Below are 23,684 nucleotides of genomic sequence, written 5' to 3'. Positions count from 1 at the left end.
GCACCCGTGGAACTGACCTTCCTCAGCCCGCTGTACGCCAGGCAGGGCCCGTTCGCCTGCGTGTACGTCGACACCTCCCGGGACGTCGAGGACCCGGACAGGGCGATCGAACTGCGTCGGCGACACCTGAAGGAGGAACTGGAGGCGCAGGGGGCCGACCCGGCCACCACCGGGACCCTGGCCCGCACGGTGGGCACGGACCAGGACGTGCCTGGGCCGCACGGGCAGGCGGTCTTCGCGGCACACGGACGGCTCGCCCTGGCGGAGGAACTGCCCCGGCCGCCGACGCGCGACAGGGCCCGGTTCACGATGGTGCCCGACGCCATGCCGCTGGCGCTGCAGCACGCCCCGGACATCCCGTACGCGGCCGTCGTGATGCGCCGCGTCCCCGAGGCCGGGCGCGAGACGGCGCAGCAGGACCTGGAGGTGGAGTTCCAGACCGGACGGTGGCCCGTCGCCAGGGTGGCGGCCGGCGAGCGCACGCTCCGGCGGGTGCCGGCGGGGGACTGGCGGCAGGAGGCGGGCCCGGTCGCCGGAGAACTGGCGGAACTGGCCGACCGGGGGGAGGCGGAGACGATCGTGCTCTCCGGCGACCTGTGGGCGCGCGGCGTCCTCACCCGCGAACTGCCCGGCCGCCTGCGCGAGAGGGTCATCGGCATCGAGAGCGACGGGAGGGCGGCCGAGCCCGGCAGGGCCCTGCTCGAGGAGGAGCTCGACTACCTCTTCCGGGGACGCGCCAACACCCGGGACCAGGCGCGCATCGAGGCTTTCCGGGCCCGCACGGCCCGCGGCGGCGGCGCCGCGGAGGGACTCGTGGCCGTCGTCGAGGCGCTGCGCGAGGGCAGGGCGGACGCACTCCTGGTCAACGACCCGGCGGACCTGTCCGTGCGGCTGTGGGTCGGCACGGCCCCCAAGCAGATCGGCCTGTCGGATGCGGAGCTGAACGCGTACGGGGTGCACTCCGGCTGGGAGGAACCGGCCGACGCGGCCCTGCTCCGCGCCGCCGTCGGCACCCGCGCGGAACTGGTCGTGGTGCCCCGCGAGGAACTGCCGATGACCGACGGACTGGGCGTCCTGCTGCGCGGCTCCGGCGCAGGGGCCTGAGACCCCGGCCACCGTCCCCGGGTGTCCGCGGGGCCGGGAGCGCGCGGGCGCCGGGTTTGCCCGGCGCCGTTCCGGAGACGCGACGGGTGTGGGCCGGCCGCCGGTCCGATGCCGTGTGTGAGTGAGGTGTGGCCATGAGCGACAACACCATGGGGGACGACGTCTACCAGCCCCAGGGCGAGGACGTGGTCGACGACGCCGGCCCGCTGGACTCCGGCGACACGCTGAACGACCGCGGTGTGGAGCCCCTGGACGAGGGCTACTCCCCGCCCGAGAAACCCCTGGGGGCGGACGAGTGGGGCACCACCGCGGAGGAGCAGCACCGGGGCGAGACGCTGGACCGGCGGCTGTCGCGGGAAGTGCCCGACGTGGCGGTCCCGGAGGGCAACGGGATCGGCGACCTGGCCGGGGGCGACGGCGAGCCGATCGACGAGGAGGTCGGCGGCCCGCGAGCCGGGCGACTGGTCGCCCCGGACGAGGGCGCCCGCGCCGACACCGACGCGGAACTGTTCGCCAGCGACGTCGGGATCGACAGCGGCGCCGCCGGGGCGGAGGAGGCCGCCGTCCACATCGTCCCCGAACCGGAGGCTCCCGAGGACGGCACGGCGCCCTGAGGCCCCGGCCGTCGCCCCGCCGTGACCGGCACCGTTCCGCGGACTCCCGCCCGCGGTCGCGCGGCGGCCGCGGAGCCGCCGATTCTCCTTCGGGCGGTGCAGGGTTGACACGTCGGGCGAACCGCATGAGACGGTGGACGAACAGCTGGCCCGGTTCGGCCGGCGCAGCAGCACCTCACCACCTGCACCGTCTCCTTCGGCTGCGGGGGTCCGGGTGCTCCTACGGCTCCTGGACCACGCTGCTCCCGGCACGCCCGGGGGCACGCGGACCCGCTCCGCTCCTCCGGGGCGGCCGGCGGGTGGGCTCCGATCCCTTCCGGGAGGGAGCACCATGCGCATTCCTTTCACCGTCACCCACACCCGCAGCGACCGGGGCCGGGCCGACGTGCTGAGCCCGGCGGGGGAGATCGACCACGAGGCGCGGCCCGCCCTGGAGAGGACGCTGGACGCACTGAGCAGGCCGGTCGGGCAGGTGCACCTGGACATGGCCCGCGTGACCTTCATGGACTCCGCCGGCCTGCACTTCCTCGCCCGCCTCGAGCTTCTGGTGGGCCTCGACGGGGGCCGTCTGCGGGTCACCGGGCTGGGCGCCCAGCCGTCCAGGGTCGTGGACCTGGCCCGCACCCTGCCCTCCCTCCCCGACCTCCTCGTGTCGGCGGATTGCGTGCGCTGAGCCCCCGCGGGGCCCCCGCGGCCCGCCCCGCCCCCTCCCGGCGGGGCGGTCAGCGCTCCCGCGTCTCGGTGACGAGGCTCCCGCCGGCCCCCGGCCGCACCACGGCGGCTCCGGAGGCGAGCGCGTCGACGACCGCGCGGACCGCCGCGCCGAGGTCGGCGCCCGGGGGCATGGGCGGAGGGGAGCCGGCCACCGCCCGGTCGGCGAACCCGGTGTCCATGTGCGGCAGCCGGGCGTCCAGCACGTGGACCCCGCGCCGGCGCTGCTCCCTGCGGACGGCCGTCAGCCAGGCGCTCAGGGCGGCTTTGGACGCGCTGTAGTCGGCCGCGCCCGGCATCGGGCGCTCGGCCACCCCGGTGACGGCCGCGACCGCACCGCCCTCCGGCAGCAGGGGCAGGGCGGCCCGCAGCACCGCGATCGGGGCCAGGGCGTTGACCGCCACCAAGTGCTCGAGGACCTCGTCCGAGGTGTCCTCCGAACGGCCGAAGGCCACCGTCCCCACGGCGGTGACGACCGCGTCCAGGCCGGACAGCGCCTCCCAGGCCCATCCCGCCAGGGCCGCGCAGCCGTCCACGTCGTAGGCGTCGAAGACGCGGGCCGGGCAGTCACCCCAGCCGCGCGCCCGTTCCGCGAGCCGCCCGGCGTCGCGGCCGGCCGCGGCGAGCCGCGCCCCGCGCCCGTGCAGCACGCCGGCCAGGGCGCCGCCGACCGCACCGGTGGCGCCGACCACCAGTACCTTCGAACCCGCCGTGCTCATGCGCCGCTCCCGTCGTCGTCCTCGCCGGGCCCCGTTCCGGCCGGCCGGCCCCCGTCCTGCTCACCGGTTCCCTGTCCCGGTCACCAGCCCCTCGTGCCGGGGCCGCCCTTGAAGGGGCCCGCGACCTCGGAGGTGATCCACCCGCCGTAGAAGTCGCCGGGCTGGGGTGCCACGGTCTCCCCGCCGACGGTGCAGCGGTCGACGCGCGAGGGGTAGAAGGCCAGGCGGTCGGCGAGGGCGGCGAAGCCGGGGGCGGGGTCGGGGTAGCTCCACGCGGCGTCGGCGGACAGGCGGGGTCCGGCGACGAGGTCCCAGTGGACGGCCGCGCCCTTCCACTCGCACCAGGTCCGTGTGGACGACCGGCGCAGCAGATCGGTGCGCACGTCCGCCCGCGGCACGTAGAACACAGGCGGGTGGTGGGTCTCCAGGACCCGCACGGCCCGGTCGCTGTCGGCCACCACGAGGCCGGCGAATTCGACGACCACCCGGCGCTCGTCCGGTACGGCCACGGGCGGTCGCGGGTAGTCCCGGACCGACTCCCGGGGGCGGGCGTTTCCGCTGCGGTGCATCGCTGCTCCTTCCGGGTCGGACCGGCCGGCGGCGGACGCCGGGGCGGCGAGGGAGGACCCTCACTCCTCTCTTCGCCCGCGGGCCCGCCGGCGGATGCGGCCCCCGCCGGCGGATGCGGCCGGGTCAGACGGCGATGCGGCGCTCCTCCGGGGCGACGGCAGGGTCGTTGACGGAGGCGTACCGCCTGCGCATCAGCCCGTTCGCGTCGAACTCCCGGTCCTCGGTGCCGTACGCGCGGAACCACTGTCCCGAGGCGTCGTGGTACTCGTACTCGAACCGGACGGCGATCCTGTCGCCGGTGCACGCCCACAGTTCCTTGCGGAGCCGGTAGCCCGGTTCCCGCTCCTTGGCGGTCAGGGACTCGACGATCTCCTCGCGGCCGCGCAGGAACAGGTCGCGGCCGCGCCATTCGGAGTCCTCGGTGCAGGCGAGGGCGACCCGTGCGGGGTCGCGGGTGTTCCAGGCGTCCTGGGCTGTCCGGGCCACCGCGTGACCGCTGTCCGGTGACCGCTGTCCGAAAACTCCAACCCGGCTGTTGGGAAAGCGAGTTGGGGTCATATTCTTCGGGGCGCGGCCGCCCCGGAGCCCTGGCGGGCTTCCGGGGCGGCCGCCGCCGTGCAGCGGCCCGTTTCCACCGACACCGGGAGTCCGAGTGACCAGCACGCACATCCGCCAGGCGACCGACGGCGAGGAGGAGGACGTCGCGCGCCTGATCGCGACGTCCTTCCGCGACCTCGACGTCAACCAGTGGCTGGTGCCCGACCGGGAACGGCACGACGACGTCTTCCCCCGCTTCTTCCGGATCATCGTCGGGCACGCCCTCCGGCACGGGACGGTACAGGTCACCGAGGACATGTCGGCCGCAGCCGTCTGGATCCCGGTGCCGTCGCCGGAGATCCCCGACTACGACGCGCGGCTCCTGGAGGCCTGCGGCCCGTGGGCGGACCGGTTCCGCCGCTTCGACGACGCCATGCACGAGGCGCACCCCGCCGACCGCGGGGACCACGACCACCTCGCCCTCCTCGCCGTCCTGCCCGGGCGCCAGGGGCACGGCATCGGGACGGAGCTCATCCGGCTGCACCACGACGAGCTCGACCGCGCGGGCCGCCCGGCCTACCTGGAGGCCAGCAACTCCGCCAGCCGCCGGCTCTACGCGCGACACGGCTACACCGACTGCGCGGAACCGCTCGACCTCCCCTACGAGGGGGAGCGGATGTACCCGATGTGGCGGCCGGCCGGGGCCGCGGCCGGATGACCCCTGCGGGGGCGCACCGCCTCCGCCGAGGCCGGCCGGCCCCCGGGCCGGGGACGCCCGGGCCGGCGGGGGTCGGCCGGCCCCCGGGCCGGGGACGCCCGGGCCGGCGGGGGTCGGCCGGCCCCCGGGCCGGGGACGTAAGGCCCTGTGCGGTCGGCCGCGGCGGCGCGAACGTGGACTGCGACGAGGAGCGCCGGACGGCGGCGGGCCCCGCGCCCGGCCCGGCAAGGCGCGACACCGCCGGCACGGTCCGGGAGGAACCGCCATGAACACCCGACACGCCACGCTGCACGCGCCCCACCGGCGCAGCACGAACATCGTCCGCACCGAGAGGGTGGCCCGCCTGGTGGCGGGACTGGTCGTGATCGCCCTCGGAATCGCCCTGCTCACCGCCGCGGGCTCGGTCCTGTCCGTGGTCCTGGGTGCCGTGGTGGTGCTCGTCGGGATCGTCCTGACGGCCACCGGCGGGCTCGGCCACTGCCCGCTCTACCAGAAGCTCGGCTACACACCGCCCTCCCTGCGCGGCCACCACTGACCGTCCCCCGCCGCGTCCCCGCCGCGTCCCCGCCGCGTCCCCGCCGCGCTCCCGGCGGACGGCGCGGCGCTCCCGCGGTCACTCCTCGCCCAGCTCGGACAGGGCGCGGGCGAGCCAGGTGGTCCAGAAGGTCTCCAGGTCGATGCCGGCGCGGAGCACCAGGTGGCGCATCCGGTCCTGCTCGGTGAGGCCGGGGTCGGAGAAGTCGCGCTCCTCGATGCCGGTGTACTCGGCCAGCTGCCGCCGGTGCAGCTCCAGGTGCCGCCGCAGTTCGTCGCCGAGCCCGGGCGAGCCCACCACGGCCGCCGCGCGCATGCGCAGCAGCAGCGGGTCGCGGACGGGCTTGGGGTCCTCGCGCCCGGCCACCCAGGAGGCCAGTTCGGTGCGGCCCGCGGGCAGCACCTCGTACTCCTTGCGCTGCCCGCGGGCCGGCTGCCCGGAGGGCAGGGCGCGGATGTGGCCGGCCTGCTCCAGCCTGCCCAGCTCCCGGTAGATCTGCTGGTGCGTGGCCGACCAGAAGTAGCCGATCGACTTGTCGAACCTGCGGGTCAGCTCCAGCCCCGACGACGGCTTCTCGAGCAGGGCGGTGAGGATCGCGTGGGGGAGGGACATGCGCCACATCCTAGGTACGGCCCGCAGCCGGGTGTACGGGCCGTACCGGGCGGATCTCAGAGCGCGGCGGCCAGCTTCGTGCCCTGCAGGATCGCGCGCTTGGCGTCCAGCTCGGCCGCCTCGTCGGCGCCGCCGATCAGGTGGGCGTCGTGCCCGGCCGCGATCAGCTCCTCGTACAGGCCGCGGCGCGGCTCCTGGCCGGCGCACAGCACGACCGTGTCGACGGGGAGGACGGACTCGACGCCGTCGACCCTCACGTGCAGCCCCTCGTCGTCGATCCGCTCGTAGGAGGCGCCGGCGACCATGGCGACCTTGCGGTGCCGCAGCTCGAGGCGGTGGATCCAGCCGGTGGTGGTGCCCAGGTTCGCGCCGACCTTGGTGGTCTTGCGCTGCAGCAGGTGGACGGTCCGCGGCGGTTCCGGCAGGACGGGCTCGCGCAGCCCGCCGCGGGAGCGGTACTCGGTGTCGACGCCCCACCGGCGGAAGTACGCCTCGGGGTCGAGGGAGGCCGACTCGCCGCCGTCGGTGAGGAACTCGGCGACGTCGAAGCCGATGCCGCCCGCCCCGACGACCGCGACGCGCCCGCCGACCTCGGCCTCCCCGCGCAGGACGTCGAGGTAGCTGACGACGCTGGGGTGGTCGACGCCGGGGATCGCCGGGACACGCGGGGTGACGCCGGTGGCGACGACGATCTCGTCGTACCCGGCGCCCGCGAGGTCGTCCGCGGTGACGGCGGTGTTCAGCCGGACGTCCACGCCGTGCAGCTCCAGCTGGACGCGGAAGTAGCGCAGCGTCTCGTCGAACTCCTCCTTGCCGGGCACCTTGCGCGCGAGGTTGAGCTGCCCGCCGATCTCGCCGGCGGCCTCGTAGAGGGTGACCGCGTGGCCGCGCTCGGCGGCGGAGACGGCGAAGGCGAGCCCGGCGGGGCCGGCGCCGACGACGCCGATGCGCTTGGCGGCACGGGTGGGGGAGAGGACGAGCTCGGTCTCGTGGCAGGCGCGCGGGTTCACCAGGCAGGAGGTGATCTTCCCGCTGAAGGTGTGGTCCAGGCAGGCCTGGTTGCAGCCGATGCAGGAGTTGATGGTGTCGGCGCGGCCGTCCCGGGCCTTGGCGACGAAGTCGGGGTCGGCGAGGAAGGGGCGGGCCATCGACACCATGTCCGCGTAGCCGCCGGCGAGCAGTTCCTCGGCCAGTTCGGGGGTGTTGATGCGGTTGCTCGTCACCAGCGGCACCGAGACCGCGCCCATGACCTTCTTCGTCACCCAGGCGTAGGCGCCGCGCGGGACGGAGGTGGCGATGGTGGGGATGCGCGCCTCGTGCCAGCCGATCCCGGTGTTGATGATCGTCGCGCCGGCCGCCTCGACCTCCAGGGCGAGGGCGACCACCTCCTCCAGGGAGGAGCCGCCCGGCACCAGGTCGAGCATCGACAGCCGGTAGATCAGGACGAAGTCCGGGCCGACCCGCTCGCGGGTGCGGCGCACGATCTCGACGGGGAAGCGGATGCGGTTCTCGTACGAGCCGCCCCAGCGGTCCTGCCGGTGGTTGGTGGCGCTCGCGACGAACTCGTTGATCAGGTAGCCCTCGGAGCCCATGATCTCGACGCCGTCGTAGCCGGCCAGCTTCGCCAGCTCCGCGGCCCGGACGAAGTCCTCGATCGTCTGCTCGACCTCGTCCTCGCGCAGGGCGCGGGGGACGTGGGGGCTGATCGGGGCCTGCAGCGCGCTGGGGGCCACCAGGTCGGCGTGGTACGCGTACCGGCCGAAGTGCAGGATCTGCATGGCGATCCGGCCGCCCTCGCGGTGGACCGCGGCGGTCACGGCCTCGTGCTGCGCGGCCTCGGCCTCCGTGGTCATCCTCGCGCCGCCCTCGAACGGACGCCCCTGGTCGTTCGGGGAGATGCCGCCGGTGACGATCAGGCCCACGCCGCCGCGGGCGCGGGCCGCGTAGAACTGGGCCAGCCGCTCGAAGCCGCCGGGCGCCTCCTCCAGGCCGGTGTGCATCGAGCCCATCAGCACACGGTTGGGCAGCGTCGTGAAGCCCAGGTCCAGCGGGCTCGTCAGGTGGGGGTACGCACTCATCCGGTGCCTCCTCGCGCAGTCTCGGTGCGCAAGTTCTAGACCATCGCCACCTGGTTTTGCAACTAGTTGCATAACCAGGTGGCGATGGTCACTCCGGCGGGGCCCCGCGCCGCGCGGTTCACCCGTGCGGGACGACGGCGACCGGGGCCGCGCAGTGGTGCAGCACCGCCTGGGCGACGGGACCGATGTGCGTACCGGCCGACGAGTGCCGCGCACGCCTGCCCACGACCACCAGGCAGGCGTCGGAGGCGGCCTCCGCCAGATGCCGCCCGGGCCGGCCCACCACGGCCTGCTCCCGCACCTCCACCTCGGGGAACTTGCGCCGCCAGACGTGCAGAAGCCCGTCCGCCTCCTCGCCCTCCCCGTACCCGGGGCCGCGCCCGGGTCCGGCGTCCGCCGGGTCCGCGTCGCCGTACCCGAACCCCGCGGGCACGGCCGGGGCCCGGCCGTGCGCGATCCGCAGGGCCGCCGCGCGCCGGGCGGCCGCGTCGAAGGCGAACTCCAGCACCTCCTCGCACGGCCCGGCCGGGCCCACTCCGAGGACCACGTCGCGGTACGGGGTCGAGACCGAGGGGAGCCCCGAGGCGTCCGGCCGGCGTTCGTCCTCCTCCGCCCGGCCCGCCCGCACCAGGACGACCGGCCGCTCGGCGCGGGCCGCGACGGCCAGGGCCACGGAGCCCATGACGAGGCCGGCGAGGCCGCCGACCCCGTGCGAGCCGAGGGCCAGCAGCTCCGCCTCCCCGGCGACCGCCGCCAGGACGGCCTCCGGGCGGCCGTCGACCTGCTCCGCGGTCACCTCCAGTCCCGGATGGCGGAGCCCGACCCCGGCGACCGCCTCGCGCAGTGCCCTCTCGCCGCGGAGGTTCGGCGCGCCGGGGTCCGCGAGGGGAGCGTGGGCGTACGGCTGCCACTCCCGGGCGTGCACCAGGTGCAGGGGGAGGCCGCGGACGAGGGCCTCGCGGGCGGCCCAGTCGACGGCCGCCAGGCTCTCGCGCGAGCCGTCCACTCCGGCGACGACGGAAAGCGGCATGGTGGGTACCTCCTGAGGCGGGCGACGGGGCCTGACGCCCCCAGCCTGGCGTCCGCGGGCTCCTGGCAGGAGGGGCCGCAGGTCCCCTCCGGGGGCCGACCGGCCCACCGGGCCGAGCGCCCCCGGCCCCTGCCGGGCGGGCCGACCGTCCCTGACGCCCCGTCGAGAAGATGGAGTCCCGTCGGGGAGCCGACGTCCGGTCAGGGATGTGCGCGGCGGCCGGGGGCAGGGCTTCCCGGCCGTCTCCGGCTCCGCCGGGGCCTTTGCCGGAAGGGCTCCTGCCGGAAGGGATCCTGCCGGAAGGAGTCCTACGAGAAGGGCCCTTGTTGCAGGCGCTCTTGTGGCGGCCGTGCGGGTGGCCGATACTCGTCATTGAAATGTCAGGGACACGCCATTTGTGGTCCCCTGCGGTGGGACGGACCGCGTGTGCCCCGACCCGGCACCCGACGAGCCGTCACCCGTGGGAGGCCCCGCCCCCAGGAGGAGACCGGTGACGACCCGACACACCACTTCACGGAACGCCGGAACCGTGCGCACCCGCCTGCTCGCCCTCGCCGCGGTCGCGGGCATCGCCGCGGCCGCCGTGCCCGGCGCCGCCGCGGCCTCCCAGCAGGACCACTCCGCGGCCCGGCTCGCCAGGGCGGACGACGCAGTGACGCGGGCCGGCGTGGGAGGCATCGCCTGGCACGTGGACGAGGAGGCGGGCCGGGTCGTCGTGACCGCGGACAGCACCGTCTCCCGCGCCGAGATCGCCAGGATCGAGAAGGAGGCCGGGGCCGACGCGGGGGCGATCGAGGTGGAACGGACCCCCGGCGTCTTCACCCCGCTGCTCTCCGCGGGCGACGCCATATACGGCAACGGATACCGCTGCTCGCTCGGCTTCAACGTCGTCAAGGGCGGCGTCCCCCACTTCCTCACCGCGGGGCACTGCGGCAACGTGGTCGACACCTGGTACGCCGACTCCGGGCAGCGCACGCTCGTCGGCCCGACCACCGGATCCAGCTTCCCCGGCAACGACTACGCCCTGGTGCGCTACGACAACACCTCCCTCAGCCGCCCCGGCGGCTTCACCGCCGCCGACGCCTACGTGGGCGAGTCCGTCAAGCGCACCGGATCGACCACCGGCACGCACGGCGGCACCGTCACCGCGCTCGACGTCACCGTCCGCTACAGCGGGGGCGGCACCGTCCGCGGCATGATCCAGACGAACGTCTGCGCCGAACCCGGGGACTCCGGCGGCGCGCTCTACGACGGCACCAAGGCGCTCGGCATCACCTCCGGCGGCAGCGGCGACTGCAGGACCGGCGGCACGACCTTCTACCAGCCCGTCACCGAGGCGCTCGCCAAGTACGGCGTGAGCCTGTACTGACCCCCGCGGGCTCCCGGACGGGTTCCGGACACGAGCAACCGGGGTTGCCGGAAGTCCCGGCGGGACCGATCACGGCAGCCGGCGGACCGGACGGGAGCTGCCGGTCACTCGCCGGGTGGGGGAGACACCCGGCCGGGTTTACGAGGACCCGCTGCCTGTCCTCGTCCGACGGGTGGCCCGCCTCGCCCGCGCCCGGCTCCAGCAGCCAGGACTCGGTCCTGTTCCAGGTCCTCGACCGCGAAGTCGGGGCAGAACTGCTGGGGAACGGTTCGGCCGGGCCGATGCGGGGCTCGGTGGCCGTCGACCTGTTGAAAGCCGATGACCCCTGCACCGGCGGGTGGGCCGAGTTGTAAACGGCTCAATGCGTCTGCGAAACACTTTCGTTGCCGCTCGGCTTCCGCAGGTCTCCCCGGCTGTGTTTTACAGCCCTCGGGGCCGCACCCGGTTCGGGTGCGGCCCCGAGGGGCGCGGTGCCTTTCACCTGTTGAGTTCCTCCGAGTAAAAGCTGCGGCGTGAAGGACCACGCAAAGCAAGGGGGGTGAAACGGCTGGTGTCTTTCTCCCGGTTACTCGGCAGACCGGGAGAACGGCCGGCGCTGCTGATCAGCACACCCGGATTCCATCGGCCTTGTCATTGTTTGCGCTGCCGACGTTGGAACTGGACGACGGAGCGGTGGACGACCACAGCAGGGCCCAGTACGACCCTGTCCAGTTGTAGACGTGGGTCTGCGTGCCCCGGCTCTGGTTGTTGTGCCAGGACGTGGTCTGGTCGTTGAAGCCCCAGTTGGCGAGATTCTCGAAGTTGCAGTCCGACCAGGTCAGGCGGCGCCCGTCGAAGTTGGAGTGCTCGTAGAGGCACGTCCAGAGGTAGCTGCAGTTCGGCGTCCCGAGAGCGCCGAGGGGTTCATCGACAGCCCGGGCCTTCTTCTCGCCCGGCAACGGGAAGGTCATGACGGCCTTGCCGCCGCGCCATGCGACCTGGTTGACGCCGATCTGCTTCCCGCCGGGGGTCTTGGCCATCTGCTTGTCGATCTGCCGCTGCAGTTCGGCCAGCTCACTCTTGTCCAACCCTGCCTTTTGTGCCTGAGCCGCGATCGTGCTTTCGAGTTCGGTCGACGCGGAGGTCGGCCCTGCCATCCCGAATGCGGCCACGGCGCTGGCCGCCAGGATGACGCTGATCTTTGTTCTCGTGCGCATGGGATCTTGTTCCCTTCGGTCACGAAGCTCCGGAAATTTCCGAGCGCAGGAAACGTTAAGGTATCGGCGAATTACCAGGCAGGACGTTTCCGGCTGATTTTTGGCTGAAAATTTCCGCAACTTTGATCTCAAAAAGAGAATGATCCTTTTTTGGACCGGCCGATTGGTTGACCCGTCGGTACGAGGAGTGCCCGGTAAAAGGTGAAGCTCCTGGTGGGCGGGGTGTTGGCCAGGAGCAATTCGTCCGTCCGGGGCTTCACGTGCTTGTCCGCCCGCCGGGAGCCGGTGCCGCCTCGGCAGGGATCCTCCCGGCGGGCACGTCCTCGACCGGTGCGCCCTCGACCGGTGCGTCCTCGGGCGGTGCGTCCTCGCGGCGGAGGAACGCCTGCAGGAGGTCGCCCACGGGGCGGTCGGCCTCGGAGGGGTGGCGCAGGCCGACTGAGGGGTCGACGGTGTAGTGGTTGCGGCGGCCGACGCGCGTGCGGGTGAGGTATCCGGCCGCCTCGAGGTCGGCCACTATCGCCTGTGCGGCGCGTTCGGTGATGCCCGCGCCTGCGGCGATGTCGCGCAGCCGGACGTCCGGCTCGCGGGCGATGCGCAGCAGCACGCGGGCGTGGCTGGTGAGGAAGGTCCACCGGTCGCTGCCGCGGGCGGACGAGGGAGCCGTCATGGCCCCATCGTACGAACCATTTTTCACGCTCCGCAATTGACGAAAAAAACTTCGCCCAACCGTTGACGCCCCCCGTGGGACGGGTGACGATGGGGGCATTCGTCCGTTTCTTCGTATTTCCTCTCCCGTGTCCGCCCGGGAGAAGGAGCGTGCCCCGATGGAAGACCTGACCTTCGCCGTCCCGCTGTGGGTGTGGGCCGCACTGACCGTCGGCATCGCCCTCATGCTCGCCGTCGACCTCCTCGCCCACCGCGACAACCACGTCATCGGCTTCCGCGAGGCCGCCGCCTGGAGCGTGCTGTGGATCGCCGCCGGGCTGGCCTTCGGCCTGGTGCTGCTGGCCTGGCAGGGCGGGGACGCGGCCGGCACCTACTACGCCGGCTACCTCATCGAGAAGGCGCTGTCGATCGACAACGTCTTCGTCTTCGCCCTGGTGTTCTCCTACTTCGCGGTCCCCGCCGCCTACCAGCACAAGGTGCTCTTCTGGGGCGTGCTCGGCGCCCTGGCCGCCCGGCTCGTCTTCATCTTCGTCGGCGCCGAGCTGCTCCAGGTGTTCTTCTGGACCGCCTACCTGTTCGGCGCGTTCCTGATCTGGACCGGCTGGAAGATGGCCTTCTCCAAGGACGAGGAGGTCCACCCCGACCGCAACCCGGTGGTCCGCCTGGTCAAGAGGATCGTCCCGACCGACGCGCGGTTCCACAAGGACAGGTTCTTCGTCCGGATCAACGGACGCCGGACGGCGACCCTGCTGTTCGTGGCCCTGATCGCGATCGAGGCGACCGACCTGGTCTTCGCCGTCGACTCCGTCGCCGCCGTCCTGGCCATCACCACCAACACCTTCATCGTCTGGACCGCCAACGCCTTCGCCGTCCTCGGCCTGCGCAGCCTGTACTTCTGCCTCGCCGGACTGCTGCGGCGCTTCCAGTACCTGCACTACGGACTGGCCGTCCTGCTGGCCTTCGCCGGCGTGAAGCTGATCCTGTCCGAGACCCCCGTCGGCAAGCTGCCCATTCCGGTGACCCTCGGCGTCATCGTCGTCACCATCACCGTCTCCATCGTCTGGTCCCTGGCCGCCACCCGCGGGCAGGACGGCGACCGGCAGGACGGCGACCAGCAGCCCGTCGACCGGCAGGACGGCGACGGGCGGCCGGGGTCCGAGGCCCCCGAGCGGGCCGCCGCCCCGTCCCGCCGCCCCCGTCCGTAGCGCGGCGCCCGCCGGCGACCTTCGGTGACCGGCCGGTGACCGCCTCCCGCCCCGGGCCGCTCGCACCGCGACCGGCCCTGGGCGGCCCGCGTGCGAATCGCACCGGCCGGACGAGCGGATCGCCGGGCGTCGTGCGGACGGACGCGGGTACGTCCTCGGGGAGCCCGGCCCGCCCTGTCCCGTCCTCAGGTGCGCCCGGCCGGTTCGCCGCGGCCCTCTTCGCGGGGGACGGCGTCGTCGCTGCCGCGGCGGACGGTGCGCACGGCGCGGCCGGGGCGCCACGCCTGCACCACCAGTTCGTCCCCCTCCACCGAGACGCGCACCACCTCCGCGAGTTCGGCGCGGAACAGGTGGAACGGCTCCGGCTGCCCGACCTCCCGCGAGAACCGGGCGACCGTCGCGGGGTCGGTCACCTCGGCGGCGCGTCCCGCGACCCGCACGTCTCCGCCGTCCATGCCGGTGCCGCCGCCCGGATTCGCGTGCAGCGCGAAGCGGGAGTCGCGGCGCAGGTCCCCGGCCTTGCGGGAGCCCTGCATCATGCCGAGCCACAGTTCGCCGGAGCGGAAGGTCACCTCCAGTCCTGTGAGCCGGGGGGAGCCGTCCTTGCGCAGGGTGGCGAGGACGTGGTGCCGGTGGCCCAGGAACCGCTCCTCGACGATTCGGGCGAAGACGGGCTCCGCCGCGCGGAATTCCGACCAGTTCGTTGCCATGCCCCCAGGGAACCGCGGAAACCGGACACCTTGTGTCAGGTTTCCCGGCGTCGGGTGTCGGCCGTGCAGTGCGCGGGGCAACGCCGCGCGGACGCCGCGCGGTTCACCGCGGTGAACCGCGCCGTTCGGGGTAGGGCACATGCCGGTGCGGGCGCGTCCCTCCCGGGGACGCGGCCGCGCGCTGTTCCACGACTGCGGCCGCCTCCCCCTCCGGGAGGCGGCCGCGGCAGACCCGAGAGGTGCTCGAATGACCCTGCCGCTGTTCTCCGACCCGGACGTCACCGAGCCGCTGCCCGCACCGGCGCCCGCACCGGTCACGGACCCGTTCTCCCCGCCGCCCCCGGTGGAGCCGGCCGGCGCGGCGGCGCGGGGGAACGCCGAGCCGGGGCACGGGCGCGGCCACGGGCGCGGCCGGAACCGGGACAAGGGCCGCGGCCGGGTTGCACGGCTGTAGCGCGCGGCGGCTTCCTGGGCGCAGCCGTCGCCGGCCGTGCTCCGTGCCCTGCCTGTTCCGCGCGGTCCGGGGAACCCTGGAACCGTGAGGGCCGCACGGATGAGGTTCGACGGGTGGATCGCCGGCATCGGGACCGCCTCCGGCACCAGGGTGGTGCTGGGGCACTGGCCGCGGTCGCCGTTCGGGGCGTTCAGCGACGTGATGGTCGAGCACGCGGACGGGGAGCGCCTCCTGCTCGCCCCGACCCGGGAGACCGGGGACTTCGTCGCGGCCACCTACCGCTTCGACCGGGTGCGGACCGTCCCCGTCGTGGTGGGTGCGGCAGGCCCGGTCTGGACCGTCGCGGCCGGCCCGCTGGACCTGCGCTTCACCGTCGGCAGGCGCGGACCGCTGGGGCTGCTGCTGCGCGCCGTGCCCGGCCCGCTCGCCGCCCTCCCCGCCTGGGCGGCGCTGGTGGACCTCCCCGCCCGCCTGCTCCCCGGGGTGCGTACCCGGGGGAGTGCGGGCGGAGGGCGGCGGGAGTGGTACGGAGCCCGGGACCTGAGGCCGGTGACCGGGGTCGCCGCCGCTTTCGACGGCAGCGACCTCGGCCCGCTCGCCCCGGTCGATCCCCCCGTGCGGTTCGGGTTCGGCTCGGTCCCGCGCTCGCCCGCCCTCGTGCGGGTCACCACCACGGTGGAGACGGACGCGGGGCCCCTCCCGGGCGGGGGCGCCCTCGCCGCCCCCTGATCCACTTCCGCCGCCCCCTGGGCCGTCCCCGACGGTCCGGCGGGCCCGGTCACCGGCCGGCCGAGCCCGACTTGCCCCACCGGGAAGCCCGTTGGCGGATTCCGCAGTCCCGGCTTCGCCCCCGGCCCCGCCCCTGCTCCGCCGACGGCCGGCGGGGCCGGGGTGTCCGCGAAGGTGAGACGGCACACTTTCACTTCTTCATAAGGGAAGGCTTACCTACTATGCGCTGGTGACATATCCGCCCGACCTGCTCCCCAGAACCAAGACGGTCCCGTTCGCCCGCGCCCTGGCGGCCCACGGTGACCGGACGGCCCTCGTCACCCGTGACGGCGAGACCTCCTACCGGGAGCTCGCCGCGCGGGTGGCGGCCACGGCGCAACGCCTCGGCGAGGAACGGCGGCTGGTGCTGCTCGCCGGCGCCAACACCGCCGACGCCCTCGTCGTCTACCTCGCGGCGCTGGCCGCCGGCCACCCGGTCCTGCTGGTCCCGGGCGACAACGACGAGGCGGTGCGGTCGCTGACCGCCGCCTACGACCCCGACGTCGTGGTGCTCCCGTCCGGCGGGGAGTGGGAGGTCCGCGAGCGGCGCCCGGTCTCCGCGCACGACCTCCACCCCGACCTCGCACTGCTGCTGAGCACCTCCGGTTCGACGGGGTCGCCGAAGCTCGTCCGCCTGTCGCACGAGAACCTCCAGGCGAACGCCGAGTCCATCGCCGAGTACCTGGGCATACGCGATGGCGACCGCGCTGCCACCACCCTGCCCATGCACTACTGCTACGGGCTCTCCGTCATCAACAGCCACCTGCTGCGCGGCGCGGGGCTGGTCCTCACCGACCTGTCGGTGGCCGACGGCTGCTTCTGGGAACTGTTCCGCCGCGCCCGGGGCTCCACGTTCGCCGCCGTCCCGTACACCTTCGACCTGCTCGACCGCATCGGTTTCGCCGGTATGGACCTGCCGCACCTGCGCTACGTCACCCAGGCCGGCGGCCGGCTGGCGCCGGAGCGCGTGGCCGAGTACGCCGCCACCGGCAGGCGCAACGGCTGGGACCTGTTCGTCATGTACGGCCAGACGGAGGCCACGGCGCGCATGGCCTACCTGCCCCCGCACCTGGCGGAGTCCCGCCCGCAGGCCGTCGGCGTCCCCGTGCCGGGGGGCTCCTTCCGCCTCCTGCCGCTGCCGGACCGCCCCGGCGAGGGCGACACGGGCGAGGACGGCACGGGCGAGCTGGTGTACACGGGGCCCAACGTCATGCTGGGGTACGCCGAGACCCCGGCCGACCTGCGCCTGGGCCGCACCGTCCGGGAACTGCGCACCGGCGACGTCGCCCGCCGCGCGGCCGACGGGCTGTACGAGATCGTGGGACGGCGCAGCCGGTTCGCGAAGATCCTCGGCCTGCGCGTCGACCCGCAGCAGGTCGAGGTGCTGCTCGAACGGCACGGCATCACCTCGTACTGCGTCGGGGGCGACGGGGAACTCCTCGTCGCCGTCACCGGCGACGCGGACGCCCAGCAGGTCCGGCGGACGGTGGCGGACGCGTGCGGTTTGCCCCGGCGGGCCGTCCGCGTCCACCTCCTCCCCGAACTGCCACGGCTGCCCACGGGCAAGCCCGACTACGGGGCCGTGCGGCGGCTGGCCTCCGCGGACGGAGGCGCCCCCGCGCCGTCCGGGGAGCACGGCCGCCCGCGCCGGCTCCGGGAGCGAAACCTGCTCCGGAACCGGGGCCGGGGCCGGGGCCGGAACCGGAACCGGGGGAGCGGGCTTCCGCCGACCGGGCCGGGCTGTGCCGGCTCTACGCCGAGATCCTCGACCGCACCGACGTCACCGAGGACAGCAGCTTCGTCGGCCTGGGCGGCGACTCGCTGTGCTACGTGGAGATGTCGCTGAGGCTGGAGGAGGCGCTGGGGCACCTGCCCGCCGACTGGCACACCCTGCCGATACGCGACCTCGAGCCGGCGCCGCGCCCGGAACCGGCAGGCAGCCGGGGGGCGGCGGGCGGCCGGGGAACGGCGGAAACCCCGGGGGCAGCAGGCGACCCGCAGGCGCCCGCGCGGCGGCCCGCGACCCGGCGGCGCGTCCTGGAGACCGGTGTCGCGCTGCGCGCCGTCGCCATCGTCCTCGTCGTCGGCTCCCACATACCGCTGTTCCTGGTGCAGGGCGGCGCCCACGTGCTGCTGGGCCTCGCGGGCTTCAACTTCGCCCGCTTCCACCTGACCCCGGCGGGGCGCCGCGAGCGGGTCCGGCACGCCGTGAACAGCGTCGTGCGCATCGCCGTGCCGAGCGCGGTCTGGATCGCCCTGGTGGTGCTCGTCACCGACAAGTACGAGGTGGCGAACGTCTTCCTGCTCAACACGGTCCTCGGCTCCTACGAGGGCCGGACGCACTGGCACTACTGGTTCGTCGAGGCCGTCGTCCACATCCTGGTCGTCGTGACCGCCCTCCTGGCCGTCCCGGCGGTGGACCGGGCGGAGAGACGGTTCCCGTTCGCCCTCCCCGTGGCTCTCGCCGCACTGGGCCTGGTCACCCGCTACGACCTACCCGGTTTCGACCAGCGCGCCCCGCACCTGACGCCGGTCGTCGTCTTCTGGCTGTTCGCGCTGGGCTGGGCGGCGGCGAAGGCGAGCAGCGCGTGGCAGCGGCTGCTGGTGACCGCCGCGGTCCTGGCCACCGTCCCGGGGTTCTTCGGCCAGCCGCAGCGGGAGGCGGTCGTCGTGGCCGGGCTCGTCCTGCTGATCTGGGTGCCGAGCCTGCCGAGCCTGGGGGTGCTCAACCGCGCCGCGGGGGTCCTGGCGAGCAGCTCCCTGTACATCTATCTGGTGCACTGGCAGGTCTACCCCCACCTCGCGGACCGTTCCGCGCTGCTGGCGCTGCTCGCCTCGCTCGCCGCGGGCATCGCCTGCGCCGCCGTGGCGACGCGCCTGGTGCGCCGGATCCCCTCCCTGGTCCGGAACCGGACGGACGTGACGCCGGCCCCCCGGACGGAATGACGCCGCACGTCGCAAGGGCCCCGGCGTTCCGGACCGGATGAACCGGCTCCCCGCGCGCCACCGCCGCCCGGTGCCTCTCCGGCACCGGGCGGCGCCCTGTTCACCGGCGTCCGGCGGTGACGGGTGCCGAGGCACGGCCCCGCGCGGGCACGCCGCCCGCCGCGAAGCGGCTCCCGCGGCGAACACCGCGGCGAGGGCGCCCGGGGGCACGTACAGTCGGTACCGGTACCGCCGGGACGTCCCTTTCCCGACACCGCTCAGGAGGACCCGTGCCCCAGTCGCAGCACCGAGTGGACGCCGTACCGGGGGACCGGCACGTCAGGGTGGAGATCGGCGGCAGGGTCGTCGCCGAGACGGACCACCCGGTCGTGGTGACCGAGACCGGGCTGCCCGCCCGCTTCTACGTGCCCGTCGAGGACGTCGACTTCACCTTCCTGGAGCCCACCGGTCTGAGCACCCACTGCCCGTTCAAGGGCGACGCCAGGTACTGGTCGTTCGTCGACCGCGACACCGGCGAGACCCGGGCGAACGCGGTGTGGGCTACCCGGAGCCGCTGGAGGGCGTCGCCCTGATCAAGGACTGCGTGGCCTTCTACGACGAGGCGGCGACGATCACGGTCTCCCGGAACTGACAGGCCGCCGGCGGTCCGGCAGGCTGCCGCGGCCTGCGCGCCGCCGCCGGCGGTTCAGCCCTTGAGGTACCGCTCCAGCCATTCCGCGGCGGTGCGGCGGAACAGCAGCCGGTTGCCCTCGCGCAGGAACTCGTGCCCCTCGTTGCGCAGCACCAGCAGCTCGGCCGGGACACCGTGCTCGCGGGCCGCCCGCACCACCTGCTCCGACTCGCCGAAGGGCACGTTGGTGTCGTGCTCGCCGTGCACGGCCAGCAGCGGCGCCCGCAGGTCCTCGATGCGGCTCATCGGCGACAGGGCGCGCAGCAGCTCCCGGTCGTGCTCGGGATGGCCGTACTTGGCGGCGGCCGACTCCGCGATCCACGGCTCGGTGCCGGCGAAGAACGTCGCGAAGTCCGACATGCCGCACACCGCGACGCCGGTGCGGAACAGGTGCGGGTGCCACACCAGGGAGGCCAGCGTCAGGTAGCCGCCGTAGGAGCGGCCCATCACCGCCAGCCGCCCGGGGTCGGCGAGTCCGGCCGCCACCGCGTGGGCCGCGCAGTCGGCGACGTCGTCGATCGCCGCGAACCGCCCGGCGCCCAGGTCGGCGTCGACGAAGGACCGGCCCGAACCGGAGGACCCGCGCACGTCGGGCGCGAAGACGTCCAGGCCGCGGCCCAGCAGCTCGTGGTAGAGCGGGTTGAACACCGGCCGCTCCTGCTCCTCCGGCCCGCCGTGCAGGTGGATCACGCACGGGGCCGGCCGGCCGTGGTCCCGACCCGGCGCGCGGTAGTACCAGCCGCCCAGCGGCAGGCCGTCGCGGGCGCGCAGCCGCACCGGTTCGGGGCGCACGGGCGGGTGGCCCGAGGCGATCACGTCCTCGTCGCGGGAGGACCAGCCGGTGCGGACGGGGGGCCCGCCCCCGGGCGCCCGCCACACGCCGGGCCGGCGCCGGGAACCGGACAGGGCCGCCAGCAGGCCCCCGGGCCCCCCGGGGCCGCCGGGCTCCACCGGGACGACCCGGGTGACCACCTCGTGCGGCAGCGGCACGGGTCCGGCGGGGAGCGGAACGCCGTCCCGCCCCGCCCCGTCGGGCAGCGCGACGGTCTCCAGCTCGCTGCGGCCCTGCACGTTCCACGCCAGGGCGGCCGACCGGCCGTCGTCGGAGACGGCCAGCAGCTCCAGGTCCGCGCCGTCCCGCTCGGCCGCCACGGACAGGCGCAGGCAGTCCCCGTCCGGCCCCAGCTCCGCGACGAGCAGGGCCGCGAACTCGCGGTCGGCGTCGCTGCGCAGCCACAGGGTGCGGCCGTCGGGGGAGAAGCGCCCGATCCACGGGTCGCCGTCGGCCACCGGCAGCACGCACGCCGTCTCCAGGTTCGCGGTGCGCAGCACCACCGCCTCGCGCCGGCCCCTGGGCCCGCGGCGCAGCAGCGCCAGCCGCCCGTCCGCGGTGGTGTCGCACACCCTCAAGGTGGCGGCACCGGCCTCGGTGGCCAGCAGTTCGGGGGAGCGCACACCGTCGGGGTCGGCCAGGTAGGCGGCCAGCTCGCGCTCCCCGGCGCCGCGCCCGCCCCCGGGTCCCGCCCGGCGAGGAGGCCCGGGACCGGCGCGGGCGGTCCGGGAGCGGGGTGCGTCGCGATCGTGCCGATCCCCGGCGCGGCGCCCCGCGGCGGGGCGCCGTCCACTGGCAGCACCGGGTGCGGGCCCGCCCGACCTCGCCGGGGTGCACGCCGCCGAGCAGCACCGCGTGCCCGTCCCGGCGGCTCCACCCGGGCGGGAGCGCCCCGGCACGGGGCAGCGGGGGCGGGCCCGGCGGGGCGCCGGCCTGTTCGCCCGGGGCGTGCCCGGTGCCGCCGTCCGGGAACGGGCGGACGGCGGGGGCGGCGACGGTGACGGCCAGGGCGGAGCCGTCGCGCGTCCACCGCCCGGGGTAGGCGGAGCTGCCCGGTTCGGCGCCGCCCAGCACCCGGCGGCCGGTGCCGTCGGGGCGGATGCACAGCACCCGGGTGTGCTCGCCACCGCCCGGGGCGGTGGTGTAGGCGATCCAGCGGCCGTCGGGCGACCAGGACACCTCCGTCACCGGGTCGGGGCCCGGGTCCAGCAGGCGGGCCTCGCTGCCGTCCACCGGCCCGGTCCACAGCTGCGGCACGCCGCTGCGGTTGCAGATGAAGGCGACCTGCCGGCCGGTGGGATCGGCCGCCGGGTACCAGCAGCCGTGGGCGGTCACCGGCGCGGGGGTGTCCCGGCGCACGTGCACCTCGGGCAGCGGCACGGCGACGGGGGCCGTCGCGGGGACGCGGCCGCCGTGCCCGCCCGGGCCGTACCCGGACGGACCGTGCCCCGGCCCCGGGAGCCCGGCCGCGGTGGACGCGGCCGTGGAGGCCCCGGCCGTCGTGGACGTGGCCGCGGCGGAGGCGGGCGTGGCGGAGGCGGGCGTGGCGGGAGCCGCGGAACCGGCCCGCGACTCCCGTGCCCCGGTCAGTGGATTCCGTGCGTCTGCAGCCATATCTCCAGCAAAGCTACCTGCCACAGGGTGTTCGCCCCGCGCTTGGTGCGGTGGGCGTCGGGCGCCTCCAGGAGCTCGGAGACGTACGACTCCCGGAAGATCCCCCGGGCCCGGGCCTCGGGGGCCGACAGGGCCTCGCGGACCCGGTCGAGCACCGGTCCCGCCATGTGCCGGATCGCCGGCACCGGGAAGTACCCCTTGGGCCGGTCGACGACCTCGCGCGGCAGCACCTGCCGGCCTGCGTCCTTGAGCACGCCCTTGCCGTCCTGGGCGAGCTTGAGCTCGGGGGGCAGGCGGCGGCCAGTTCCACCAGTTCGTGGTCCAGGAACGGCACCCGCGCCTCCAGGCCCCAGTCCATGGTCATGTTGTCGACCCGCTTGACCGGGTCGTCGACCAGCATCACGTGGGTGTCCAGCCGCAGCGCCGCGTCGAGCGCCGTTTCGGCGCCGTCCTCCGCCATGTGCTCCCGCACCAGGGCGGAGGAGGCGTCGTGGTCCGCCAGGACGTGCGGCTGCAGCATCCGGGCGAGGTCGGCGTGCGGCCGGTCGAAGTACACCTGCGCGTACGTCTCCGGCTCCTCCTCGCGCGGCACCGCCGCCAGGTCCGGGTACCAGTGGTACCCGGCGAAGACCTCGTCGGCGCCCTGCCCGCTCTGGACGACCCTGACCTCCTTGGAGACCTGCTCCGACAGCAGGTGGAAGGCGACCGTGTCGTGGCTGATCATCGGCTCGCTCATGGCGGCCACCGCCCTGTCCAGGGCGTTCGCCAGCCGGTCCGAGGGGACCATGATCTGGCGGTGGTCGGTCGAGAAGCGCCGCGCGACCAGGTCGGAGTAGGAGAACTCGTCGCCCTGCTCGCCGCCCTCCGACTCGAAGCCGACGCTGAACGTCGCCAGGTCCTTCTGGCCCTCCTCGGCGAGCAGCGCCACGATCAGGCTGGAGTCCAGCCCGCCCGACAGCAGCACGCCCACCGGCACGTCGGCGACCATGCGCCGGCGCACGGCGGTGCGCAGCGACTCCAGCACCGCGTCCCGCCAGTCGGCGGCGTCCATCCCCTCGTGCTCGGGACGGCGGGTGTACGACGGCTGCCAGTAGCGGTGGTCGTGGCGGCTGCCGTCCGGCTCCACGGTCAGCACGGTCGCCGGGGGCAGCTTGCGCACCCCGGCCAGCACGGTGCGCGGCGCGGCCACCGTCGCGTGCAGGCTCAGGTACTGGTGCAGGGCGACCGGGTCGAGCGAGGTGTCCACGCCGCCGCCCGCCAGCAGGGCCGGCAGCGAGGAGGCGAAGCGCAGCCGGCGGGAGTCCTCCGTCAGGTACAGGGGCTTGATGCCCAGCCGGTCACGGGCCAGCACCACCCGGCCTGTGTCCTGCTCGACCACGGCGAAGGCGAACATGCCGAAGAGGCGGTCGACGCAGCCGGCACCCCACTGGAGGTAGGCCTTCAGCAGCACCTCCGTGTCGGAGGTGGAGAAGAAGCGGTGGCCCAGGTCCTCCAGCTCCCGGCGCAGCTCCTGGTAGTTGTAGATGCAGCCGTTGAAGACGCCGGTGAGCCGGCCCTGCGGGTCGGTCATCGGCTGGGCGCCGCGCTCCGACAGGTCGATGATCTTCAACCGGCGGTGGCCGAGCGCCACCGCGCCCTGCGACCACACGCCCCGGCCGTCGGGCCCGCGTGCCTCCAGCCGGTCGGTCATCCGTTCCACGGCCGCGACGTCGGGCCGTCCGCCGTCGAAGCGGATCTCCCCGCTCAGCCCGCACATGCGGCACCCCCTCCTGCCGGAGCCCGTTCCGCGGGCGGTGGGGAAGCGGCTGCCTCGGACCGGCGGGACGGGAACGGGGCTCTGTGGTGGCGCATGTGCGTGCACTCCTTGTTCGATCGGTGACAGGGACGCTCGGCGGGCGGGCGCGGAGGCGGCGGGCCGGGCCCCTGACGCACAGGGACGCCTGCCCGCTCCGCGTCCGCGTATCCGCAGGTCCGCCGCGCGCCGCCGGCGGTCGGTGGCCGCCGCCCCCGCCGGGACCGGCCC

Annotated in this window: 22 protein-coding genes and 2 pseudogenes; 13 read left to right on the top strand and 11 right to left on the bottom strand. The window is 74.8% G+C overall.

Annotated features, from left to right (window positions below):
* Window positions 1-6: 6 nt before the first annotated feature.
* From GQS52_RS00595 to GQS52_RS00585, 3 genes are all read left to right on the top strand, one after another.
* Window positions 7-1,104: a hypothetical protein gene (locus GQS52_RS00595; protein WP_182311151.1), complete on the top strand. Its 1,098-nt coding sequence runs from the start codon at window positions 7-9 to the stop codon at window positions 1,102-1,104.
* A gap of 134 nt (window positions 1,105-1,238) precedes the next feature.
* Window positions 1,239-1,718 carry a DUF5709 domain-containing protein gene (locus GQS52_RS00590; protein WP_182311150.1) on the top strand — a complete coding sequence of 160 codons (480 nt, stop codon included), beginning with the start codon at window positions 1,239-1,241 and terminating at the stop codon, window positions 1,716-1,718.
* A 331-nt stretch (window positions 1,719-2,049) separates the two neighbouring features.
* Window positions 2,050-2,391: an STAS domain-containing protein gene (locus tag GQS52_RS00585; protein ID WP_182311149.1), complete on the top strand. Its 342-nt coding sequence runs from the start codon at window positions 2,050-2,052 to the stop codon at window positions 2,389-2,391.
* Between the two features lie 49 nt (window positions 2,392-2,440).
* Here the strand turns inward: GQS52_RS00585 and GQS52_RS00580 are convergent, their stop codons facing one another.
* From GQS52_RS00580 to GQS52_RS00570, 3 genes are all read right to left on the bottom strand, one after another.
* Window positions 2,441-3,148 carry an SDR family NAD(P)-dependent oxidoreductase gene (locus tag GQS52_RS00580; protein WP_182311148.1) on the bottom strand — a complete coding sequence of 236 codons (708 nt, stop codon included), beginning with the start codon at window positions 3,146-3,148 and terminating at the stop codon, window positions 2,441-2,443.
* Window positions 3,149-3,228: 80 nt separating this feature from the next.
* Window positions 3,229-3,717, bottom strand: a complete 489-nt coding sequence (locus tag GQS52_RS00575) for a DUF427 domain-containing protein (protein ID WP_182311147.1) — start codon at window positions 3,715-3,717, stop codon at window positions 3,229-3,231.
* 124 nt (window positions 3,718-3,841) lie between these two features.
* Window positions 3,842-4,204, bottom strand: coding sequence for a nuclear transport factor 2 family protein (locus tag GQS52_RS00570; protein WP_259370487.1), 363 nt, complete (start codon window positions 4,202-4,204; stop codon window positions 3,842-3,844).
* A gap of 166 nt (window positions 4,205-4,370) precedes the next feature.
* Here GQS52_RS00570 and GQS52_RS00565 point away from each other — a divergent pair, with 166 nt between their 5' ends.
* Window positions 4,371-4,973, top strand: coding sequence for a GNAT family N-acetyltransferase (locus tag GQS52_RS00565; RefSeq protein WP_182311145.1), 603 nt, complete (start codon window positions 4,371-4,373; stop codon window positions 4,971-4,973).
* Window positions 4,974-5,238: 265 nt separating this feature from the next.
* Window positions 5,239-5,508: a DUF2892 domain-containing protein gene (locus tag GQS52_RS00560; RefSeq protein ID WP_182311144.1), complete on the top strand. Its 270-nt coding sequence runs from the start codon at window positions 5,239-5,241 to the stop codon at window positions 5,506-5,508.
* A 78-nt stretch (window positions 5,509-5,586) separates the two neighbouring features.
* Here the strand turns inward: GQS52_RS00560 and GQS52_RS00555 are convergent, their stop codons facing one another.
* The 3 genes from GQS52_RS00555 to GQS52_RS00545 form a co-directional block, all read right to left on the bottom strand.
* Complete coding sequence (locus GQS52_RS00555) at window positions 5,587-6,120, bottom strand: PadR family transcriptional regulator (RefSeq protein WP_182311143.1); 534 nt, start codon at window positions 6,118-6,120, stop codon at window positions 5,587-5,589.
* Window positions 6,121-6,176: 56 nt separating this feature from the next.
* Window positions 6,177-8,198 (bottom strand): NADPH-dependent 2,4-dienoyl-CoA reductase, encoded by a 2,022-nt coding sequence (locus GQS52_RS00550; RefSeq protein ID WP_182311142.1) that lies wholly within the window; start codon window positions 8,196-8,198, stop codon window positions 6,177-6,179.
* Window positions 8,199-8,316: 118 nt separating this feature from the next.
* Entirely contained in the window at window positions 8,317-9,228 is a 912-nt protein-coding gene (locus GQS52_RS00545; RefSeq protein WP_182311141.1) for a universal stress protein, read from the bottom strand.
* Between the two features lie 490 nt (window positions 9,229-9,718).
* On the opposite strand from GQS52_RS00545, the gene GQS52_RS00540 reads away from it, so the two are divergent.
* Complete coding sequence (locus GQS52_RS00540) at window positions 9,719-10,597, top strand: S1 family peptidase (protein WP_182311140.1); 879 nt, start codon at window positions 9,719-9,721, stop codon at window positions 10,595-10,597.
* A gap of 602 nt (window positions 10,598-11,199) precedes the next feature.
* Here GQS52_RS00540 and GQS52_RS00535 read toward each other — a convergent pair.
* Entirely contained in the window at window positions 11,200-11,793 is a 594-nt protein-coding gene (locus tag GQS52_RS00535; RefSeq protein WP_182311139.1) for a peptidase inhibitor family I36 protein, read from the bottom strand.
* Window positions 11,794-12,049: 256 nt separating this feature from the next.
* Window positions 12,050-12,463, bottom strand: a complete 414-nt coding sequence (locus GQS52_RS00530; protein WP_182311138.1) for a helix-turn-helix domain-containing protein — start codon at window positions 12,461-12,463, stop codon at window positions 12,050-12,052.
* A 157-nt stretch (window positions 12,464-12,620) separates the two neighbouring features.
* On the opposite strand from GQS52_RS00530, the gene GQS52_RS00525 reads away from it, so the two are divergent.
* Window positions 12,621-13,667, top strand: a complete 1,047-nt coding sequence (locus GQS52_RS00525; protein ID WP_182311137.1) for a TerC family protein — start codon at window positions 12,621-12,623, stop codon at window positions 13,665-13,667.
* A gap of 185 nt (window positions 13,668-13,852) precedes the next feature.
* Here GQS52_RS00525 and GQS52_RS00520 read toward each other — a convergent pair whose 3' ends face one another.
* Complete coding sequence (locus tag GQS52_RS00520; RefSeq protein ID WP_182311136.1) at window positions 13,853-14,377, bottom strand: pyridoxamine 5'-phosphate oxidase family protein; 525 nt, start codon at window positions 14,375-14,377, stop codon at window positions 13,853-13,855.
* A 247-nt stretch (window positions 14,378-14,624) separates the two neighbouring features.
* Between GQS52_RS00520 and GQS52_RS00515 the strand changes: the two genes are divergently transcribed.
* The 6 genes from GQS52_RS00515 to GQS52_RS27165 all read left to right on the top strand — a co-directional run bounded on the left by GQS52_RS00515 (window position 14,625) and on the right by GQS52_RS27165 (window position 19,176).
* Entirely contained in the window at window positions 14,625-14,831 is a 207-nt protein-coding gene (locus GQS52_RS00515; RefSeq protein WP_182311135.1) for a hypothetical protein, read from the top strand.
* Window positions 14,832-14,915: 84 nt separating this feature from the next.
* Window positions 14,916-15,560 (top strand): hypothetical protein, encoded by a 645-nt coding sequence (locus GQS52_RS00510; protein ID WP_182311134.1) that lies wholly within the window; start codon window positions 14,916-14,918, stop codon window positions 15,558-15,560.
* A gap of 229 nt (window positions 15,561-15,789) precedes the next feature.
* A complete protein-coding gene (locus GQS52_RS27175; protein ID WP_182311133.1) occupies window positions 15,790-17,445 on the top strand; it encodes an AMP-binding protein in 1,656 nt (551 codons plus the stop codon).
* Window positions 17,340-18,545 (top strand): acyltransferase family protein, encoded by a 1,206-nt coding sequence (locus GQS52_RS27170; RefSeq protein ID WP_346268267.1) that lies wholly within the window; start codon window positions 17,340-17,342, stop codon window positions 18,543-18,545. Before GQS52_RS27175 ends, GQS52_RS27170 begins: the two co-directional genes overlap by 106 nt.
* A 269-nt stretch (window positions 18,546-18,814) precedes the next feature.
* Entirely contained in the window at window positions 18,815-19,117 is a 303-nt protein-coding gene (locus tag GQS52_RS00495; protein ID WP_259370486.1) for a DUF427 domain-containing protein, read from the top strand.
* Window positions 19,081-19,176 carry a DUF427 domain-containing protein gene (locus GQS52_RS27165; protein ID WP_259370485.1) on the top strand — a complete coding sequence of 32 codons (96 nt, stop codon included), beginning with the start codon at window positions 19,081-19,083 and terminating at the stop codon, window positions 19,174-19,176. Before GQS52_RS00495 ends, GQS52_RS27165 begins: the two co-directional genes overlap by 37 nt.
* Before the next feature lie 54 nt (window positions 19,177-19,230).
* Here GQS52_RS27165 and GQS52_RS00490 read toward each other — a convergent pair.
* Together GQS52_RS00490 and GQS52_RS00480 are read right to left on the bottom strand one after the other, a co-directional pair.
* Window positions 19,231-21,661, bottom strand: a pseudogene (locus tag GQS52_RS00490) (prolyl oligopeptidase family serine peptidase).
* Window positions 21,634-23,417: pseudogene (locus tag GQS52_RS00480) on the bottom strand (N-acetylglutaminylglutamine amidotransferase). Before GQS52_RS00480 ends, GQS52_RS00490 begins: the two co-directional pseudogenes overlap by 28 nt.
* Window positions 23,418-23,684 lie beyond the last annotated feature (267 nt).

The sequence above is a fragment of the Streptomyces sp. SCUT-3 genome (assembly GCF_014083985.1).
GTDB classification, from domain to species: Bacteria; Actinomycetota; Actinomycetes; order Streptomycetales; family Streptomycetaceae; genus Streptomyces_H; species Streptomyces_H thermolineatus.
This window is presented reverse-complemented; position numbering and strand designations above follow the sequence as displayed.

Coding starts and splice junctions, on each gene's coding strand:
- GQS52_RS00590 (WP_182311150.1), top strand. CDS start 1,239: ATGAGCGACAACACCATGGGGGACGACGTCTACCAGCCCCAGGGCGAG.
- GQS52_RS00585 (WP_182311149.1), top strand. CDS start 2,050: ATGCGCATTCCTTTCACCGTCACCCACACCCGCAGCGACCGGGGCCGG.
- GQS52_RS00580 (WP_182311148.1), bottom strand. CDS start 3,148: ATGAGCACGGCGGGTTCGAAGGTACTGGTGGTCGGCGCCACCGGTGCG.
- GQS52_RS00575 (WP_182311147.1), bottom strand. CDS start 3,717: ATGCACCGCAGCGGAAACGCCCGCCCCCGGGAGTCGGTCCGGGACTAC.
- GQS52_RS00560 (WP_182311144.1), top strand. CDS start 5,239: ATGAACACCCGACACGCCACGCTGCACGCGCCCCACCGGCGCAGCACG.
- GQS52_RS00555 (WP_182311143.1), bottom strand. CDS start 6,120: ATGTCCCTCCCCCACGCGATCCTCACCGCCCTGCTCGAGAAGCCGTCG.
- GQS52_RS00550 (WP_182311142.1), bottom strand. CDS start 8,198: ATGAGTGCGTACCCCCACCTGACGAGCCCGCTGGACCTGGGCTTCACG.
- GQS52_RS00545 (WP_182311141.1), bottom strand. CDS start 9,228: ATGCCGCTTTCCGTCGTCGCCGGAGTGGACGGCTCGCGCGAGAGCCTG.
- GQS52_RS00535 (WP_182311139.1), bottom strand. CDS start 11,793: ATGCGCACGAGAACAAAGATCAGCGTCATCCTGGCGGCCAGCGCCGTG.
- GQS52_RS00530 (WP_182311138.1), bottom strand. CDS start 12,463: ATGACGGCTCCCTCGTCCGCCCGCGGCAGCGACCGGTGGACCTTCCTC.
- GQS52_RS00525 (WP_182311137.1), top strand. CDS start 12,621: ATGGAAGACCTGACCTTCGCCGTCCCGCTGTGGGTGTGGGCCGCACTG.
- GQS52_RS00520 (WP_182311136.1), bottom strand. CDS start 14,377: ATGGCAACGAACTGGTCGGAATTCCGCGCGGCGGAGCCCGTCTTCGCC.
- GQS52_RS00515 (WP_182311135.1), top strand. CDS start 14,625: ATGACCCTGCCGCTGTTCTCCGACCCGGACGTCACCGAGCCGCTGCCC.